This window comes from Pontibacter korlensis (genome assembly GCF_000973725.1).
GTDB lineage: Bacteria > Bacteroidota > Bacteroidia > Cytophagales > Hymenobacteraceae > Pontibacter > Pontibacter korlensis.
Genome location: NZ_CP009621.1, coordinates 705,132 through 723,714, shown reverse-complemented (window position 1 = coordinate 723,714; position 18,583 = coordinate 705,132). Strand labels below are relative to the sequence as shown.

Sequence of the window (18,583 nt, the reverse complement as noted above, 5' to 3'; positions counted from 1 at the left end):
CTGGCACAGTGACTTTATTTATTTTAATAAGGCATGCCCTGAGCTTACTCAAATCAACTGCAATAAATAACGATCAAATCATAACCAAAGAACATGTTTAAGCTAACCGGAAAAAAAGCTGTAGTTACTGGCGGCGGAAGCGGCATCGGCAAGGCTATTTCCATTGTTTTTGCCCGGCAGGGGGCCGAGGTGCATATAATAGAGCTGCAAAAAGATGCGGCAGCACAGACACTCACCGAGATAGAGGCTGAAGGAGGCCGCGCCTATAGCCACACCTGCGATGTGAGCAAGCAGGGGCAGGTAAAAGAAGTTTTTGAAGCTATAGGAGCATTAGATATATTGATCAACAATGCAGGCATAGCACATGTGGGAAACCTGGAGAAGACTTCAGAGGAGGACATGGATAGAATCTACCAGGTAAACGTGAAGGGAGCCTATAACTGTCTGCAGGCTGCGGTAGCAGGTATGAAGCAAAATGGAAGTGGGGCTATACTTAACCTGGCGTCTATCGCATCGCATGTGGGGATTCCAGACAGATTTGCTTATACTATGAGCAAAGGAGCCATACATGCCATGACCATGTCGGTGGCTAAAGATTACCTGGGAGCTAACATCCGTTGCAACAGTGTGTCGCCAGCGCGTGTACATACGCCTTTTGTGGATGGTTTTATCGCTAAAAATTATCCGGGAAAGGAGGAGGAAATGTTCGAAAAGCTTTCCAAAACGCAGCCCATCGGGCGCATGGCTAAACCAGAGGAAGTAGCGGCCCTGGCTCTCTTTCTGTGTTCTGATGAGGCAGGCTTTATTACCGGTTGTGACTATCCAATAGATGGTGGGTTTATCAGGCTTAACAACTAGTATAATCTGGTCTTAAGGAACTCTGTTAGTTTCTCTTCTTGGAAAAAGATGTACGGAATAACAAGTAGAACAAGCATCTTTCGGTGCAGCTACATACTTACAAGCTATACTTTAAAATGAAATTATTCAGATTTGGTGAGCCGGGCCAGGAGAAAGCCGGCGTAATTTTAAATAATGTAAAGTACGATGTGTCTGCCTTCGGGGAGGACTACAATGAACAGTTCTTCCAGAACAATGGCCTTGAGCGGCTAAAGGCATATGTGCAGCAGAACGAGGGCAGTATGCCACAGGTATCTGACGGTGTACGTCTTGGATCTCCTATTGCGCGTCCGTCCAAGATTGTCTGCATAGGTTTGAACTACGCCGATCACGCCAAAGAAACAAATGCTGCTGTACCGCAGGAGCCGATCATTTTCTTCAAGGCCACCTCAGCGCTTTGTGGCCCTAACGATGATGTAATCATCCCGAGAAATTCAGAAAAGCTGGATTGGGAAGTGGAGCTAGCTGTGGTGATTGGCAAGAAGGCAAGTTATGTGTCTGAGGAGGATGCGCTGGATTACGTAGCTGGGTATACCCTGCACAACGACTACAGTGAGCGAGCCTTTCAGCTGGAGCGCGGAGGACAATGGGTAAAAGGCAAAAGCAACGATACGTTTGCCCCGGTAGGCCCTTTCCTGGCTACTTCGGATGAACTGGGAGATGTGAATAACCTGCGCCTGTGGCTTACAGTGAACGGAAAATCGATGCAGGATGGCACAACAGCCAATCTTATCTTCAAGATCCCATTCCTGATCTCTTACCTAAGCCAGTTTATGACACTTTTACCGGGTGATATGATCACCACAGGCACACCTGCCGGTGTTGGCCTGGGTATGAACCCACAGGTGTACCTGAAAGAGGGCGATGTAGTGGAGCTAGGCATCGAGGGCTTGGGTTCATCAAAACAAACGGTGAGGGCCTATGCTCAGAATTGATGCACACCAGCACTTCTGGAAGTATAACCCTTGGCGCGATAGCTGGATAACCGATGAAATGGCGGTTATCCAGCGGGATTTCATGCCACAGGATTTGGAGCCCCTGCTTCGGCAGCACCGATTTGATGGCTGTGTATTAGTGCAATCGGCTCAGCCAGAAGAGGAAAATATTTTTCTGCTGGAGCAGGCGCAAGAGCATGAGTTTGTAAAGGGTGTAGTTGGCTGGGTGGACTTCCTGGCAGAGGATATTGAGGAAAGGCTCGCTTATTACAAGCAGTTTGAAAAGCTGAAAGGATTTCGTTATGTGCTTCAGGGGAATCCAGATAAAGCCATTATGTTGCGTCCGGAGTTTATGCGGGGTGTAAGCAAACTTGCCAAGTACGGTTATACGTATGATGTGCTCATTTACCCTGAACAACTAGATTACTCAAAGGAACTTGCGGCTGCTTTTCCGGACCAGCCTTTTGTGATCGACCACCTGGCAAAGCCGGACATAAAGAACCAAAGTATAGCCGAATGGCGGGAAAGTATGAGGAGTTTTGCTGCGCACGAAAACGTGTACTGCAAAGTGTCTGGCATGGTAACCGAAGCTAATTGGCAGAACTGGAAGAAAGAAGATTTCAAGCCTTACCTCGACACGATTGTGGAAACCTTTGGCACCAGCCGCATCCTCTATGGTTCAGATTGGCCGGTATGCCTTGTGGCAGCAAGCTATACAGAGATGCTGGGTATTGTGGAGGATTACTTTTCCGACTTTTCGAAGGAGGAACAGGCCGCTTTCTTTGGAGGCAATGCAGCCAAATTTTACAACCTGAAATAAGGCACAGTATAAATGGATTTAGAACTGAAAGATAAGGTGATTGTAGTTACAGGTGGCGCCAAAGGCATTGGAGAAGGCATTGTAAGTGTTCTCTCTGCCGAAGGCGCCATACCTGTGATTATTGGCAGAAACAAGGAAGACAACCAAAAAGTAGTGGCAAAACTGGAGTCTGCCGGAGGGCAGGCTTTTGAGGTGGTAGCTGAGCTGACGGATCCTGCTGCTTGTGAGCGGGCTGTGCAGGCAGTGCTGCAAAAGTATGGCAGAGTAGATGGACTGGTTAATAACGCCGGCGTTAATGATGGAGTAGGCTTAGAAAATGGCAGCTACGAAGCATTTATGGCCTCGCTTCATAAAAATGTGGTGCATTATTACCTGATGGCACACCATGCCCTGCCGGCACTTAAGAAATCGAAGGGAGCTATTGTAAACATAGGCTCCAAAACAGCCGATACAGGGCAGGGAGGAACCTCGGCTTATGCCGCCTCCAACGGTGCACGCAACGCCCTCACGCGAGAGTGGGCTGTAGAGTTGCTGCCTTACAGCATCAGGGTAAATGCCGTTATCGTAGCTGAAGCCTGGACGTCGCTATATGAATCGTGGATAAGCACCTTTAACGATCCGGAGCAAAAGCTTAAGGCCATCACTGAGAAAATTCCGCTGGAGCAACGTATGACTACTACCAGGGAGATTGCTAACACGGTGGCCTTTCTACTATCCAACAAATCCAGCCATACTACCGGGCAGCTAGTGTATGTAGATGGTGGTTATGTACACTTGGATAGAGCACTTAGTTAAAGGCACAGCTCATCACAACTTCTGTGAGTTTTCATATGAAAAAGCCATCCTGTCTTCATGCAGGGTGGATTTTATTCTTTCAGCTCCTTTGCTTGTTCCCGTTTTATTAATCAAGAACTGAAGGGGAAGACAGTATAAAGTGACAGCCAAAAGGATATACTTTAGCGGAAGCAGTGCACTATAAAACTATAAAGCAGGCCCATTGGGCCTGCTTTATAGTGGGGTAATTAGGTTCTAGTAACCTGGGTTTTGTGTAAGGGTTGATACACCACCTGAAGTCTGAAGGTCAATTTGTCTTTGCGGAATAGGATAGTACTCGTGTGTTCCAGTCACAAAGTTTGCTCCTCTCACATCTGGCAGAATGGCTCCCTCATAGTTAAAATATGCATTCAACTCTTCAGCAGCTTTGCCCCAGCGAACTAAGTCAAAGAAGCGATGGCCTTCCAGAGCCAACTCCAGCTTACGCTCAAAGTAGATAGCCTCTAAAGTACCTTCTTTTCCTAAGCCTGCAAAGTAACCGTCTGGGTAAACAGACACATTGTAGTTTGCCGCCGGATTACTCGAGAAGCCAGCCAGTGGGTCATTCGGGTTAGCGTACTGGTACACTTTGTTCTCTGGTAGGGCAGCTCTGGCGCGTACCATGTTAACGTATTCCTGTGCTTGCGACAGGTTTCCTAGCTGTGCTTCGGCCTCGGCTGCCATCAGCAGAACATCTGCGTAGCGGATAAGAACAACGTTTATGGCAGAGCCTGGAGCCCAAGAGCTTTGGTCAGCATAAGTATCCTGTGTTTCCTGCCAGTAAATATGCTTCTTAGAAGAGTATGGTCCGGCAGTGGTTTGCTCACGAATCCAAGCCTGACCAGGGTGTGCGCCCCAATCCAGGAAAGGTATGCCACGGCGACCTACAGTCCAATCCAAGCGAGGATCTACAGGCTGTGTGTCTGGTGTAAAAGCTTCGCTAGATGAAACGCCTTGGTCATGCTTCAATGGTGTGGCGTTGTAGTTGTCCAGGTACGGCAAACCTTGGGCGTTGGTACGGAAGGAGTTTGCCAGGTCTATAGTTGGCTGGAAAAAGCCGCAGCAACGAAAAGGGCTGTTGTACGGGTAGTTCAGCATCTCGCCCTGGTTACCATTGGCAATAGTACCTGTACCATCGTTAGCCACCATCTGTATCGCAAACACAGATTCCTTGTTGTTCTCTGTGGCTGCATCGAAGTTATCTTTAAACTTATCCATCAGGCCATACTTCAGACCATTGGAAGTAACTCCTGAATTGATCACCTGGTCAAAGATGTTCTTAGCCTCAGAATACTTGTGCTGGTACAGATAAGCCTTACCCAAATATGCTGCTGCAGCCCACTTGTTTGCGCGGCCTACCTGTGCTTGCGTGTTTGGCAGGTTGTCCATGGCAAACTGCAGGTCAGCCTCTATCTTTGGCCAAATGTCCTGGTTGTTTGGCTGGTTGAAGTCAGTTGTTGTTTCATCAATCCAAGGCACCATGTTAAACATCTTCTTTAACTCAAAGTAGTAGTGCCCGCGCAGGAAACGTGCCTCACCCTCTATGCGCTGTCTGTTGGCATCAGATATATCCTTTGCCTGCTCCAGCAGCCTTAGTACAGCATTTGTGCGGGAAACACCCTCGTACAAGGCTTTCCACTTGGTGTTAAAGAAACCGTTGCTTGGGTCGGAGATGAAGTTTGCAATGGAGTTGATAGCCGGTTGGTCTGCACCAGAGCTACCTTTATGTGCTTCGCCTCCGGCCACACTGCCATAGATCCAGTTGGTTGGGGCTGCTTCCCATTGGCCGCCGCCTACAATTGCCTGACCGTTACCCTGCCCGTCTAGAGCCGCATAGGCACCAATTAGCATTTTCTCCACACCGGCCTCGTTGGCAATAATGTCTTCACTTAAAGCACCTATGGCTGGTTTTTCAAGAAAGTCATCGCCGCAGGAACTGAGTAGCTGCATAGAACCAGCTATTGCTGCAGCCATCAATATTATCTTAGAGCTTTTCATATCTCAGGTAGTTAAATTTAATTGATTAGAAAGAAACATTTAGACCAAGCAGGTACTGGCGCATGTTAGGGTAGTTACCCTCGTCGATACCGAAAGCCGTGGTTGTCACGTTACCGTTTGCATCGTAACCAGTAATCTCAGGGTCGATGCCAGAGTATTTAGTGATAGTGAACAGGTTAGCCGCCTGCACATACACTCTCAGACTACCTATACCATAATTGTTTAGCAGGCTCTTAGGCAAGGTGTAACCTAGCTGCACGTTTTTAGCTCTCAAGTAAGAGCCGTTCTCCACGTAATAAGAGTTTGGTACGTTGGTTGTGCTGAAGGAGCCGTCAGCTTCCTGGATAGGCGCAGTTGCATTGCGGTTCTCTGGTGTCCATGAATCATGTACGGCTGTTTTACTCTTCGCTCCTAGGAAGTTAGGGTAGAAGTCTGTCCACCATTTTACCTGGTTCCAAATCTCATTGCCTTGTGAGCCATACAAGAACATGGTAAAGTCGAAGTTCTTGTAAGTCGCGGCAATGTTCAGACCGTAGGTAAAGTCTGGGTTCGGGCTACCTAAAACTGTTCTGTCATCAGGCGTGATGATGCCGTCGCCATTAACGTCGGCATAACGGAAACGACCTATAGCAACGTCGGCTTGGTAAACAGCGTTAGGGTCACCTGTAGAGGTTCTGGCCAATTCGTTGGCGTCGTTAATCTCTGACTCGTCATCCCAGAATCCAGCTATCTGGTATCCGAAAAAGGAGCTCATAGCAGAACCCACCTGGTTACGGATAATGTTGCTACCGTTAAAGCGGCGTGACTCCAGATCAAAGTTCTGAGCGCCGTTAGAGATCTTCAGAATCTTGTTGTTATAGGTTGTCAGGGTACCTGTAATGTCAAATCTCAGGTCTGATGAAACATCTATGTGGCCTGTTACAGCGGCATCAAAGCCTTTGTTCTGCATTCTGGCAATGTTTACGAATGGGCGAGTTGCACCACCGGCAGTACCAGGAAGCTCTGGGTCGAACAGCAGGTCTTTGATTTCTTTGCTATAATAGTCTAAGGTTACATCAATTCTACCGTTCAGTAGGGTTGCATCAAAACCTATATTGCTGTTGATGATGGTTTCCCATTTAGCATCAGGATTACCAATGCGCGACTGTCTGAAACCTTCTACAGTTGAGTTGTTGGTGCCGGCAATATCATAGTAAGATAGAACCCTGTCTGCACCAAAGGTAGTAAAGGCGTTAGCCGGAGACACGTTCAGCTGGTTACCCATCACACCGTAGCCACCACGAATTTTCATGTCAGCAATCCATGTGAAGTTCTGCATGAAGGGCTCCTGAGAAATTCTCCAGCCAGCACTTACCGCAGGGAAGGTACCATAGCGGTTGTTTGCTCCGAAACGGGAAGAACCGTCACGACGAATTACAAAGCCCAGCAGGTACTTATCTAACAGGTTATAGTCAATTCTACCGATTAGGGAGAACAAGGCATCTTCGCTTCTGTTGCTGAAGTTAGTTCGGGTACCGGAACCTGTTCCTAGCGTAGTGAAGTTCGGATCAAAAGAGAAATACCCTTGCGTTGTACCACCTACTTCATTCCAGAAGTTATTGTAAGCTTCTGATCCGGCCACTACCGTCAGGTCATGCACATCGTTGAAGCTTCTTTTGAAAGTAAGGGTATTGGTCCAAGTCCAGTTGTAGCCATTGCTGGCAGACTGGTTAAACTGGTTGAAGGTGTTGTTTTCCGCGTTTTCGTATTCCGGGAAAGTAAAAGACCTGAAGGTGTTATTATACATCTCGCCACCAAAAATGGTGCGGGCTGTAAAGCTGTCCAGGAAGTCTACTTCGGCGAACACATTACCAAAAAGGCGGTTATTGAGCACATTGTTATTCCTGATCCTGTCGAGCTGTGCCACAGGATTTCTGGCGTTTCCCAGGCCGCTACCATAAGATCCGGCGAAGTTGCCCATAATATCATACACGGGAATGATGGTCTGCTGGCGGTACGCCATGTTGATAGCAGACTCGTTGCCGTTGATGCGCGGGTTGTCGATAACGGAGTAAGCCAGGTTTTCGCCGATTCTTACATTTTTGGAGATGTTGTAGGTGCTGTTAGCACGTACTGTAAATCTCTTGAAGTAAGTATTCATCAGCGCGCCTTGCTGGTCAAAATAGTTAGCTGAGAAGTAGAAGTTACCCATGTCGCCGCCGCCACTTACAGCCAGGTTATGGCTGGTGATAGGGGCAGGCTGAAAGATCTCATTAAACCAATCTGTACCTTCTTTATTGGCTCTAACTATTCTGTAGAAAGAACCAAGCTCCCCGCTACCTCCTGTATAGAATGGGTTCACGTTGTAAAGGCTTGGGTCTACTCTTGGGTCTCCCTCCATCAGGCCTGTGCTATTGCCTGCCACCAGGTAATCTGGCAGCGTTGGAGTTGCGCCTGATCCGTACAATGGATGTGAGATAGGCTCGTTCGGGTTACTGTTCTTTGCCACCATCCAGTTCAGTTGAGCCATCTCCTGCGGATTGGCCAGGTTCCATGGATTGTCATTCTGAGGGCGCTGTGTACCATAGTAACCGTCGTACTGCACTGTTACTTTGTCTTTACCTCTTCTGGTTGTAATGATGACCACACCATTAGCTGCACGAGAACCGTAAATCGAAGCAGAGCCTGCATCTTTCAGTACCTGCATCGACTCCACGTCGTTAGGGTTCAGGTCGTTAATGTTCTGCGTAGGAACTCCATCAACTACATAAAGAGGGCTGTTATTACCGAAGGTGTTGAAACCTCGGATTCTTACCTGCTGTGCCTGGCCCGGCTGTCCTGAACCTAACACCGTAACACCAGCCGCTCTACCTTGTAGCATGCTTGAAACCTGTGCTTCCGGCTGTTTGGTCATTTCAGACACATCTACAACAGCCACAGCACCGGTTAAGTCCTTTTTCTCTTGTGTTGCATAACCTGTTACCACAACTTCTTGCAGGGCTTGTGCATCAGTGGCTAAGGATACATCTATTGTTGCGCGGCCGTTGATGGGCACCTCTTGTGTCTTATAGCCTATAAAGGATACAACAAGTGTGCTGCCACCAGCAGGCACATTGATAGTGAAATTACCATTAGCATCAGTGGCAGTACCCACAGTAGTACCTTTTACAACAACGGTTGCACCAGGTATAGCTTCCCCTGCATCTCCTATTACCCTTCCTCTTACTTCTGTGCCCTGCACCCATGCATTATTTAGGGTGAATGAAGTAGCATCAACAATGGTAGTAGCTTCGGCAGAACCATGAAAAAAGCATGCTGCTGCAAGTATTGCAGCCAATTGCTTTTTCCGGAACGGAGTTTTAGCATGGTTATCCTGAGGGAGTCTCCATGTACTTGTGTATCTCTGTTTCATATAAAATTGGTTAAGGTGAGATGTTTTAAATACTCTGCTTAAAGTGCAGGCACACTCTGCTCTTGCCAGGCATGAAAAGAGTGGTATGTTTCTGAACGCCAGAATATTGCTTGCAGGAAAGAGATTTGGATTCTGAAGTATAGATGCTACATAGGCGTTTAAACTGAGTGCTCAATCACATAAATATTATCAAATATAAAAATACAAGCAAGCTTTTCGCAAAATAATTTGTGTTATTAAAAAATTATATTTAATGTTTGAACAATTAAATAGATTAAAGTTGTTGGAGGTGAATATGTAGAAGAGCAAGCTATGCTGTTGCTGCTACTCGTCTCTAAGCTTTTTGTTTAGGATCAGATGACAACAGGTTACTAGCCCAGGAGAGAGACTGGGGTTTATGCGCTATTGTAATTAGGCGAGGGTATAGTTTTGATAATGAGGAGCTTGTTTTGAGGTGCCTTAGGGAGTGGTCATCAAAGATAAATTGCAGTAAGTAATCACTGTAAGTATTGATCGCAAGTATGATATTTGATAAATCTGCTTATATTTATATCATGATGTGTTGAGGAGTTGTGTGTGATTTTGTAGATTGCTTTCACGTTCCCTTAACATAGCTAATAGTATTAGGAGTAGGGTACAGAGCTCCTAAGTATAAAGAGGTGCTGACGTCTCCAGAAGCATGCTGTGTTACAGACAAAGTATAATCAAAAAATGAGATATATGAATAGGCGTTCCGTTGTTAAAGGCTTGCTGCTGTTTACGGGTGGAGCCATGTTGCTTCCCTCGTGCATGATGGAAGAGGCAAAGGCCTCCATCAGCCTGCAGCACCTGAGTGTTTCAGAAGAGCAGGAGAAGCTATTGGCAGAGGTGGTGGACACCATTATACCTGCCACCGATACTCCAGGGGCCAAGGAGATGGGACTGCACCTGTTTGCGCTCAAGATGCTGGACGACTGCTATGAGGCAGAAGAGCAGCAGTCTTTTATGAAAGGTATGGATGCGTTTGAGGAGTTGACTAAAAAGCAAACGGGCAATTCTTTTGTTGACTTAAGTTCAAAACAAAAGAATGAGGTGATTGCGGCCGTTAACGCCAAAAATGCTCCTGAAGAGGTGCTTGCTTTTTATGAAATCCTTAAAAACCAGACAATAAAAGGATACCTTAACTCCGAGCTTGTAATGACCAAGCTACGGATTTACGAGTTGGTACCAGGAAGGTACAACGCTTATTTCCCTGTTAACAAAGCACAAATCAGCTAAGCCATGGCGAACCTAAACATAGACAGTGTAAAGCAGCGTACTTACGACGCTATTGTTATTGGCTCTGGCATTAGCGGAGGCTGGGCAGCCAAAGAGCTAACCGAAAAAGGCCTGAAGACCCTGGTGCTGGAGAGGGGGCGGGATGTGAAGCACAACCGTGACTATCCTACCACTAACAAAATGCCCTACGAGTTTGAGCACAGGGGAGAGGTGCCGCTGGAGATCAGGAAGAAGGAGCCGGTGGTGAGCCGTTGCTATGCTTTCCGTGAAGATGCCATGCACTTCTTTGTAAAGGACTCAGAGCACCCTTACGTGCAGGAGAAGCCTTTTGACTGGATACGCGGCTATCAAGTAGGAGGCAAATCGCTGTTGTGGGCGCGGCAGACGCAGCGCTGGAGCGAGCTTGACTTTGAAGGGCCTGCCCGGGATGGTTTTGCTGTAGACTGGCCTATACGTTATAAAGACCTTGCGCCCTGGTATACGTATGTAGAGAGGTTTGCAGGCATCTCCGGCAACAGCGACGGCCTTGCTGAACTGCCTGATGGAGACTTCCTGCCGGCTTTCCCGCTTAACAGCGTGGAAGACTACTTTAAACAGCAACTGCAAAAGCAGTACGGCAACAGGCACGTGATCAGTGCGCGCTGCGCACATCTTTCCAAGCCTAACCAGATACACCTGGACCAAGGCAGGGCGCAGTGCCAGAACCGTACCCTTTGCCAGCGAGGCTGCCCGTTTGGAGGGTACTTCAGCAGCAACTCGTCTACGCTTCCGTGGGCGGAACGCACAGGCAACCTGACACTGCTGCCGTTCTCCGTAGTGGAGTCGGTTATCTATGACGAGAAGGCGGGCAAGGCAAGCGGCGTGCGCGTGATCGATGCAAACACCAAAGAGGTGACTGAGTACTATGCCAACATCATATTCGTGAATGCGGCTGCCCTTAATACAAACCACATCCTGCTTAACTCCACTTCCTCCAGGTTCCCGAACGGGCTGGGCAACGACAATGGACTGCTAGGCAAGTATGTCGCTTTCCATAACTACAGGGCGCGTATATCGGCAGAATACGATGGGCTGATGGAGTATGCCACCGATGGCCGCAACCCAGCCGGAGGAGGTTATATTCCTCGTTTCAGGAACCTACACAAGCAGGAAACAGACTTCCTGCGTGGATATGCGGCTGGTTTTAGTGCTGGCAGGTATAACACAGAAGACCGTTCTGGGTTTGGGGCTGATCTGAAGCAGCAGCTTCTTAATCCAGGCCTGACAAACTGGAGGGTAGGCTCTCACATGATGGGTGAAACCATACCGAAGGAAGAGAGCCAGGTAAGCCTGAGCAAGGACCAGAAAGATGCCTGGGGAATGCCACTGCTCAACATCTCGATAGGCTACGACGACAATGATGAGAAGATGGTGAAAGATTACCTGGAGCAGATGACAGAGATGTTCACTAAGGCAGGCTTTACCAATATCCGAACGACAGACTCGAAGCAGGCTCCAGGCCTGGACATACATGAGATGGGAGGCGTAAGAATGGGACATGATCCTAAGACTTCGCTGCTCAACAAGTATAACCAGCTGCACGCCTGCAAGAATGTTTTCGTAACAGACGGAGCGTGTATGACTTCTACAGCCACACAGAACCCTTCCCTGACATATATGGCGCTTACCGCACGCGCTGTAGATTACGCCGTGAGCGAGATGAAGAAAGGAAACCTGTAGGGCAAAATCAGCAAAGAGCGTCTAATCTAAAGTACAAGCTCTTTGCCTTGAAAGAATTGTTAGTGTTTCTCTATTTATAGGTTAGCTAAAAGCCCTGAAAAGTTTCTGCTCTTCAGGGCTTTTTCTTTTTGCCCGAGCATGCTCTTTATGAAAAGCTGTATAAGCCGGCTCCGTATAGGTAAAACAAAAACAGTGGGAGCCTGTAAGCTGCGAAGCTGAGTTGCTTCGAATTACTTACAAACTCCCACTGACTTAAGAAATGCAAGACGGCTTCTGAACTTACTTCTAAATTCAGAAACCGTCTATTTTATACTTTGGACCTGCCGGCAAGCATGGCCTTATCTTCTGCCACAACTCCTGACTTTCCTGTCCAAAGGGCTTCCATTTCCTCGAGTGACTTACCTTTGGTTTCAGGCACCATTTTCCATACAAACAGGAACGATAGTGCACTCATCACACCATAGAAGCCATAAGTAAAGGCACCGCTGAACTCCATCATAGATGGGTAAGTAGAAGAGATGAAGTAGTTGGCTGCCCACTGCGCTGCTACGGCTACGGCTACGGCCTTACCTCTAATCTTGTTAGGGAATATCTCTGAGATCAGTACCCAGCAGATAGGACCCCATGACATCATGAAAGAGGCAGTGTAGATGATGATGAACACCAGTGTGCTGATGCCAATAACTTCGTAGTAGGAGAGACCTGCGATGGCAAACATACCAATGGCCATACCAATAGAGCCAACCATCAACAGTGGCTTTCTTCCCCACTTATCTACTGTAAGTATAGCAACTACTGTAAAGATCACGTTCACTATACCCATCACCACTGTCTGCAGCATAGAGGCGTCTTTACCGGCACCCATACTTTCAAAAATTCTTGGTGCATAGTAAAGTGCCACGTTAATACCCACAAACTGCTGGAAAACAGACAGCAGGATACCGATTACAATTACAGTGGCACCATAAGAGAATAGCTTGCCTGAGTGGTGCTCAACAGTATTCTTGATGTCAGCGAGTATCTTTCTGGCAGTTTCAGGTCCGTTTACCTTCGTCAGAATCTTCATCGCTTCTTCGTCTCTGCCAGCCATACTTAAGTAGCGTGGCGTTTCAGGTACGAAGAACAACAGAATACCGAACAAGCCTGCTGGGATGGCCTCCGAGAGGAACATTCTTCTCCAGCCCACTTCGTTTATCCACTCAATCGGTTGCCCACTGGCAATACCCCAGTTAACGAAGTATACCACCAGCATACCAAAGATGATGGCAAACTGGTTAAGTGATACCAGTCGGCCACGCAGGTTTGCCGGGGCAATCTCTCCGATGTATACCGGGCAAACGGCGGATGCCAAACCTACCCCTATACCACCTATTACCCTGTAAAAGTTGAACATGTAGAGCAAGCCCATGCTAGGCTCTTCTCCGTCAAAGAACAAGAACTCAGGGTAACCAGAACCCAAGGCGGACAGGAAAAACAGTGTCGCGGCAACGATAAGAGTTTTCTTACGGCCAATTCCTGATGCAAACATTCCTGAAATAGCACCACCTATAATACACCCGATCAAGGCGCTGGAGATGGTGGCTCCGTGTACCCAGGTACTAAGACCCTGGCTGTCTATCAGATAATTCTGTACAGATCTTTCTGCGCCAGATATAACGGCCGTGTCGTACCCGAAAAGTAACCCTCCCAATGTGGCAATCAACGTGATCCCGGCGATGTAGGGAAGGTTTTGCCCCGCCGTTGCTTGTTCGTTCTTAATCATGATTTACAGGATAAAGGGTTAAAGGTATTGTTCGCTATTAGATATAGCGGTTAATCAGGTTCTCCAGGTACTCCTGGCGTCCGCTTCTTACTTCTGGCTCACCGTTTTCTGCGGCATAGTTGCGCAGGTCTTCCAGGCTCAGTTTGCCTTCCTCAAAGTCTTTGCCTTTACCACTGTCGAAAGAGGCGTAACGCTCTTCGCGGATCTTTCTGTAGTCAGAGTTTTGTAGGATGTTGTCTGCTGTGATCAGGGCTCTGGCAAAGATGTCGGCACCACCGATGTGTGCGTAGAACAGGTCGGCAGGGTCGGTAGAGTTTCTTCTGATCTTAGCGTCGAAGTTAATTCCGCCGCCTTGTACACCGCCAGCCTCCAGGAACACCAGCATTGCTTCTGTCAGCTCGTTGATGTTGTTCGGGAACTGGTCAGTATCCCAGCCGTTCTGGTAGTCACCACGGTTCGCATCGATAGATCCTAATAAACCAGCATCGGCAGCTACCTGTAGTTCGTGCTGGAAAGTATGGCCAGCCAGGGTAGCATGGTTTACCTCAATGTTCAGCTTGAAGTCATCCAGCAGGTCATACTGACGCAGGAAGCCGATTACAGTAGCTGCATCGTAATCGTACTGGTGCTTAGTAGGCTCCATTGGCTTTGGCTCGATAAAGAAGGTGCCTTTGAAGCCTTGCTTGCGGGCGTAGTCTTTTGCAGTGTGCAGGAACTTAGCGAAGTGCTCCTGCTCGCGCTTCATGTTCGTGTTCAGCAGGGTCATATAACCCTCACGGCCACCCCAGAATACGTAGTTCTCACCGTTTAGAGCAATAGTAGCATCCAAAGCGCCTTTTACCTGAGCAGCAGCATGTGTCAGCACATGGAAGTCTGGGTTAGTAGAGGCGCCGTTCATGTAGCGGCTGTGCGAGAACACGTTGGCAGTACCCCAAAGCAGCTTAACGCCTGTTTCTTTCTGCTTCTGCTGGGCATACTCCACCATGGTCTGCATACGTCTTTCGTTTTCAGCTACATCGTTGGTAAAGTCAACCACGTCCACATCGTGGAAGCAGTAGTATGGCATGCCGATTTTAGTAATGAATTCGAAAGCCGCATCCATTTTATCTTTAGCTCTTTCGATAGGATCAGCTTTCTCATTCCAGGCGAATTTAAGCGTTGGGCCACCAAATGGATCAGAGCCATCAGCATTAAAAGAGTGCCAGTAAGCTACTGCAAAGCGCAGGTGGTCTTTCAGGGTTTTGCCAGCAACCACGCGGTTTTCATCATACCAACGGTACGCTAGTGGGTTGTCTGACTCCGGCCCTTCATACTTAATTTGATCGATACCTTTAAAATACTCGGTTTGTGTTAGTGTGTTATTTGCCATAAGGTTAAACAGTTTATCTATTTTGGTTAAGGTTATTTTTGTTGTAAGTGTTGTTCAAGCAGTTCTTTCCATTCCTGGTAAACCGGCTCATACTTGTCGATGGATTTAGGCTCTATTACCTGTAGCTTTTTGCTGTTCGTGAAGGCTTCTTCCTCGGATTTAAAGGCCTTTACACCTATACCTGCGCCAATGGCAGCACCCACGCTACCATCGTTCTGGTAGAGCTCTACAGGTACATGCGTAGCGTTTACAAAGGCTTCTGTAAAGGTGTTGCTTAGGAACAGGTTTGCCTTGCCAGCCCGGATAATGCTTGGGTTCATGCCGCTCTCGCGCATAATGTCCAGGCCGTAACGGAAGGCAAATGCAATACCCTCCTGTGTTGCTCTAAACATATGAGCTTTGCTGTGCAGGTTCAGGTCGATGTTGTGGAAGTGCGTTCCAACGATCTTGTTATTTAACATGCGCTCAGCGCCGTTGCCAAAAGGAATCACACGCAGACCATTGCTACCTATACTAACCTTAGCGGCCATGTCGTTCATTTCGGAGTAGCCGATGCCAGTGCCAGCAATGGTTTTGATCCAGCGGTTAAGACTGCCGGTGCCGTTGATGCAAAGGAGTACACCTAATCGTTTTTGCTGCTCACCATAATTTACGTGGGCAAACGTGTTCACGCGCGACTGTGGGTCATAGATCAGCTTATCGCTTACGCCATAAATCACTCCGGATGTGCCAGCTGTGGCAGCCACCTCACCAGGCTTCAGCACGTTTAGCGAGAGCGCGTTGTTTGGCTGGTCGCCAGATTTATAGGTAACCGGAATGCCTTCTTTCAGGCTCAATTCATCGGCTACGTCTTTCTTAACGGTGCCATGTTCTGAGAACACCGGGTTGATCTCCGGGAAGAGCGACTTCTCGAACTTATAATACTGCAGTACATCCTGCGACAATTGGTCGTCCTGGAAATCCCAGAACACACCCTCTGACAGTGCGGAAACACTAGTCGTGATACTGCCGGTTAGCTTCATGGCCACAAAATCGCCAGGCAGCATGATTTTATCGATGTTGTAGTATAGCTCTGGCTCATTAGCCTTTACCCACGAGAGCTTAGAAGCTGTGAAGTTGCCTGGTGAATTGAGCAGGCGTGACAGGCTTTTCTCTTCGCCAATGGTTTTAAAAGCCTTGTTGCCGATTTCCACAGCACGGCTATCGCACCAGATAATGGAGTTGCGGAGTGTCTGCTGTACTTTATCCACCACCACAAGTCCGTGCATCTGGTAAGCAATACCTATGGCACCAATGTCTTTTGGGTTATACTTACCGGTGGCGTTGGCCTTAACTATAGCTGCCTTGGCATGTTCCCACCACATCTCAGGCGATTGCTCTGCCCAACCTGGTTTAGGAGAGATGATGTCAGACTCCTCGTCAGGATATTGAGCTGAGGCAAGACACTCCTGTGTTTGGGCATCAACTACGGATACTTTAATGGAAGACGTTCCTACGTCTATACCTAATAAGAGCATATAATATTATTGGGTAGATGAAGTTTTCGGTTTAGAATTAAGCACCGCTTCAAGCGCAGGCTTAGGCTGGTAATTGCGATCGAACAAAAGCGGATAGCTGGTGCGGCCTTTAATCGGCCAGTCGTTTAGCCAGGAATTAGCATCTGTAACACCCCAGAAGGTAACACGGCTGATTTTGTCGCGATGCTTGTAGAATAAGGCAAAAATATCGGCATAACGCTTCGTCAGTTTCTGCTGTACTGAGTCTGGAAGCCCCTCGGTGTACACGTTATACTTCTCGTCGAAGTCGAAGGTAGCGTCGATGTCGGCTCCGTTGCGGTTGCTTGGGTTTGGCAATACGTCAATGTCCAGTTCTGTAATCATGACTTTACCCAACTTAGAAAAGGCCACTATACTTTCCTCTATCTGCTCAATGCTTGGGTTCTCTAAGCCCCAGTGGCCCTGCATACCTATGCCATCCACTTTCACACCTTTTTCCTGCAGATTGCGCACCAATCGGATAGCACCGTCGCGCTTGGCTGGCTTCCACATGTTGTAGTCATTATAGTATAGCTCAGCTTCCGGGTCTACTTGCTGAGCCAATCTGTAAGCCCGTTCCAGGTACTCCTCGCCAGCTATCTTTAGCCATTTAGACTCCCGTAATGTGCCGTCGTCGTTCAGGGCCTCGTTTACCACATCCCAGCCATGTATCTTGCCTTTGTACCGGCCGGCTACTGTACTGATGTGGTCCTCCATGCGCTGTAGCAGTACTTCTTTGCTGGCTGGATTGTCTTTCCCGACTTCAAAAACCCAGTCGGGCGTCTGGTTGTGCCAAACCAGTGTATGGCCTACCACAAACATATCGTGCTGCTGCCCCAGCTTAACGTAGTCATCAGCAGGGCCAAAGTTATACTTGTCGGGCTCAGGGTGTACCGGACCCCATTTCAGAAGGTTCTCCGGGCTGATGGTATTGAAGTGCTTTGCGATGACAGCAGTAGCGCCACTGTCTTTGCCGCTAGCCTGCTGAAAGTTAAGTGCGGCCCCAACATAGAAATCCTGCTGAAAGACATCTTTCAGGGCTGTAGACGAGTCTGCAGCAGTCTGCTCTGCCGTTGCAGTTTCTGAGGTGCCTTGCTGTGAATCTGTGCAAGAGGCTAGCACAGAAGCAAGTGCAAGAAAGGAAGCGAGTAATACCTTATATGATTTCATTTTTCAGTTACTAAATGTAATGACTGGGCAGGAGTTAATCAATGGTGAGATGCCTGCACTACATGATTATTCATTTATTACGCTACATTTTAACTTGCTTAATTCACTTGCCCCCGCTTATCAGCGCTGGAGCTGCATAAGTGATTAAAAGCCGATTGAATTTCCTCCGTCTACAGGCAGTACTGTACCTGTAACATACTTAGCCCCTTCAGAGGCATAATAGTATACTGCCTCAGCTATATCGGCCGGAGTTCCTAGTTTACCCATTGGAGTGCGGGATAACACCTTGTTCTTGCGCTCCGGGTCATTATCCAATGCTTTGGCAGACATATCGGTAGCGATGAAGCCCGGTGCTATACAGTTTACCCTGATGCCAAGTGGCGATAGTTCTACAGCCATGGCTCTTGTCATGCCTTCTATCGCTGTTTTGGACGCTGAATAGGCAATAACCTTCGGGATACCATACTGGGCAGCCATGGAGCTAATATTTACAATGGCCCCGTTCCCGTGTGGTAGCATTGTTTTCACTACTTCGCGGCTTAGAGCAAATACAGCAGTAACGTTCGTAAGCATGATTTTTTGAAAGTCTTCGTCTGTTACTTCTGTGAAAGGCTTCTTTAAATTAATGCCTGCGTTATTCACTAAGATATCAATTTTGCCATACTCTTCTACAATTCCAGTCACTAATTCTGGTATTTGTGGAAGGTTTGTCAGGTCGAAAACAATGTAGGAGCACAGGTTGCCAAATTTTCCTTTGGCCTCCTGCAGTTTTTGCTCGTTCCTGGCGATAATGATGGTGCGGATGTTTTCTTCAACAAATTTCTGAGCTATGGCATAGCCAAGTCCTGATGCTCCACCAGTTACAATGGCCGTCTTAGTTGCTGTGTTGGAATCTGAGTTCATATGAGTGCATTAAG

The 18,583-nt window shown here is 47.8% G+C and carries 13 protein-coding genes; 6 read left to right on the top strand and 7 right to left on the bottom strand.

Features of this window, described 5'->3' with window-relative positions:
* Window positions 1-93 precede the first annotated feature (93 nt).
* The 4 genes from PKOR_RS02955 to PKOR_RS02940 all read left to right on the top strand — a co-directional run bounded on the left by PKOR_RS02955 (window position 94) and on the right by PKOR_RS02940 (window position 3,447).
* On the top strand, window positions 94-858 hold the full coding sequence (locus PKOR_RS02955) for an SDR family NAD(P)-dependent oxidoreductase (protein ID WP_046309046.1): 765 nt from the start codon (window positions 94-96) through the stop codon (window positions 856-858).
* Window positions 859-974: 116 nt separating this feature from the next.
* A complete protein-coding gene (locus PKOR_RS02950) occupies window positions 975-1,832 on the top strand; it encodes a fumarylacetoacetate hydrolase family protein (RefSeq protein ID WP_046309045.1) in 858 nt (285 codons plus the stop codon).
* Window positions 1,819-2,652: an amidohydrolase family protein gene (locus PKOR_RS02945; protein WP_046309043.1), complete on the top strand. Its 834-nt coding sequence runs from the start codon at window positions 1,819-1,821 to the stop codon at window positions 2,650-2,652. The genes PKOR_RS02950 and PKOR_RS02945 overlap by 14 nt, the downstream gene beginning before the upstream one ends.
* A gap of 12 nt (window positions 2,653-2,664) precedes the next feature.
* Window positions 2,665-3,447 (top strand): L-fucose dehydrogenase, encoded by a 783-nt coding sequence (locus PKOR_RS02940; RefSeq protein ID WP_046309042.1) that lies wholly within the window; start codon window positions 2,665-2,667, stop codon window positions 3,445-3,447.
* A gap of 234 nt (window positions 3,448-3,681) precedes the next feature.
* On the opposite strand, the gene PKOR_RS02935 is transcribed toward PKOR_RS02940, so the two are convergent.
* Both PKOR_RS02935 and PKOR_RS02930 read right to left on the bottom strand, forming a co-directional pair.
* Window positions 3,682-5,463, bottom strand: a complete 1,782-nt coding sequence (locus PKOR_RS02935; RefSeq protein ID WP_046309040.1) for a RagB/SusD family nutrient uptake outer membrane protein — start codon at window positions 5,461-5,463, stop codon at window positions 3,682-3,684.
* Between the two features lie 25 nt (window positions 5,464-5,488).
* On the bottom strand, window positions 5,489-8,854 hold the full coding sequence (locus PKOR_RS02930) for a SusC/RagA family TonB-linked outer membrane protein (protein WP_084694706.1): 3,366 nt from the start codon (window positions 8,852-8,854) through the stop codon (window positions 5,489-5,491).
* A gap of 720 nt (window positions 8,855-9,574) precedes the next feature.
* On the opposite strand from PKOR_RS02930, the gene PKOR_RS02925 reads away from it, so the two are divergent.
* A complete protein-coding gene (locus tag PKOR_RS02925; RefSeq protein ID WP_046309038.1) occupies window positions 9,575-10,111 on the top strand; it encodes a gluconate 2-dehydrogenase subunit 3 family protein in 537 nt (178 codons plus the stop codon).
* A gap of 3 nt (window positions 10,112-10,114) precedes the next feature.
* A complete protein-coding gene (locus PKOR_RS02920) occupies window positions 10,115-11,830 on the top strand; it encodes a GMC oxidoreductase (RefSeq protein ID WP_046309037.1) in 1,716 nt (571 codons plus the stop codon).
* Between the two features lie 307 nt (window positions 11,831-12,137).
* On the opposite strand, the gene xylE is transcribed toward PKOR_RS02920, so the two are convergent.
* The 5 genes from xylE to PKOR_RS02895 form a co-directional block, all read right to left on the bottom strand.
* Window positions 12,138-13,592: a D-xylose transporter XylE gene (gene xylE / locus PKOR_RS02915; protein ID WP_046309035.1), complete on the bottom strand. Its 1,455-nt coding sequence runs from the start codon at window positions 13,590-13,592 to the stop codon at window positions 12,138-12,140.
* Window positions 13,593-13,629: 37 nt separating this feature from the next.
* Window positions 13,630-14,961 (bottom strand): xylose isomerase, encoded by a 1,332-nt coding sequence (gene xylA, locus PKOR_RS02910; RefSeq protein WP_046309034.1) that lies wholly within the window; start codon window positions 14,959-14,961, stop codon window positions 13,630-13,632.
* Window positions 14,962-14,993: 32 nt separating this feature from the next.
* Window positions 14,994-16,478 (bottom strand): xylulokinase, encoded by a 1,485-nt coding sequence (locus PKOR_RS02905; RefSeq protein WP_046309032.1) that lies wholly within the window; start codon window positions 16,476-16,478, stop codon window positions 14,994-14,996.
* A 6-nt stretch (window positions 16,479-16,484) separates the two neighbouring features.
* Window positions 16,485-17,666 carry an endo-1,4-beta-xylanase gene (locus PKOR_RS02900; protein WP_052738697.1) on the bottom strand — a complete coding sequence of 394 codons (1,182 nt, stop codon included), beginning with the start codon at window positions 17,664-17,666 and terminating at the stop codon, window positions 16,485-16,487.
* A 144-nt stretch (window positions 17,667-17,810) separates the two neighbouring features.
* Entirely contained in the window at window positions 17,811-18,569 is a 759-nt protein-coding gene (locus PKOR_RS02895; RefSeq protein ID WP_046309031.1) for an SDR family NAD(P)-dependent oxidoreductase, read from the bottom strand.
* Between the last annotated feature and the right edge of the window lie 14 nt (window positions 18,570-18,583).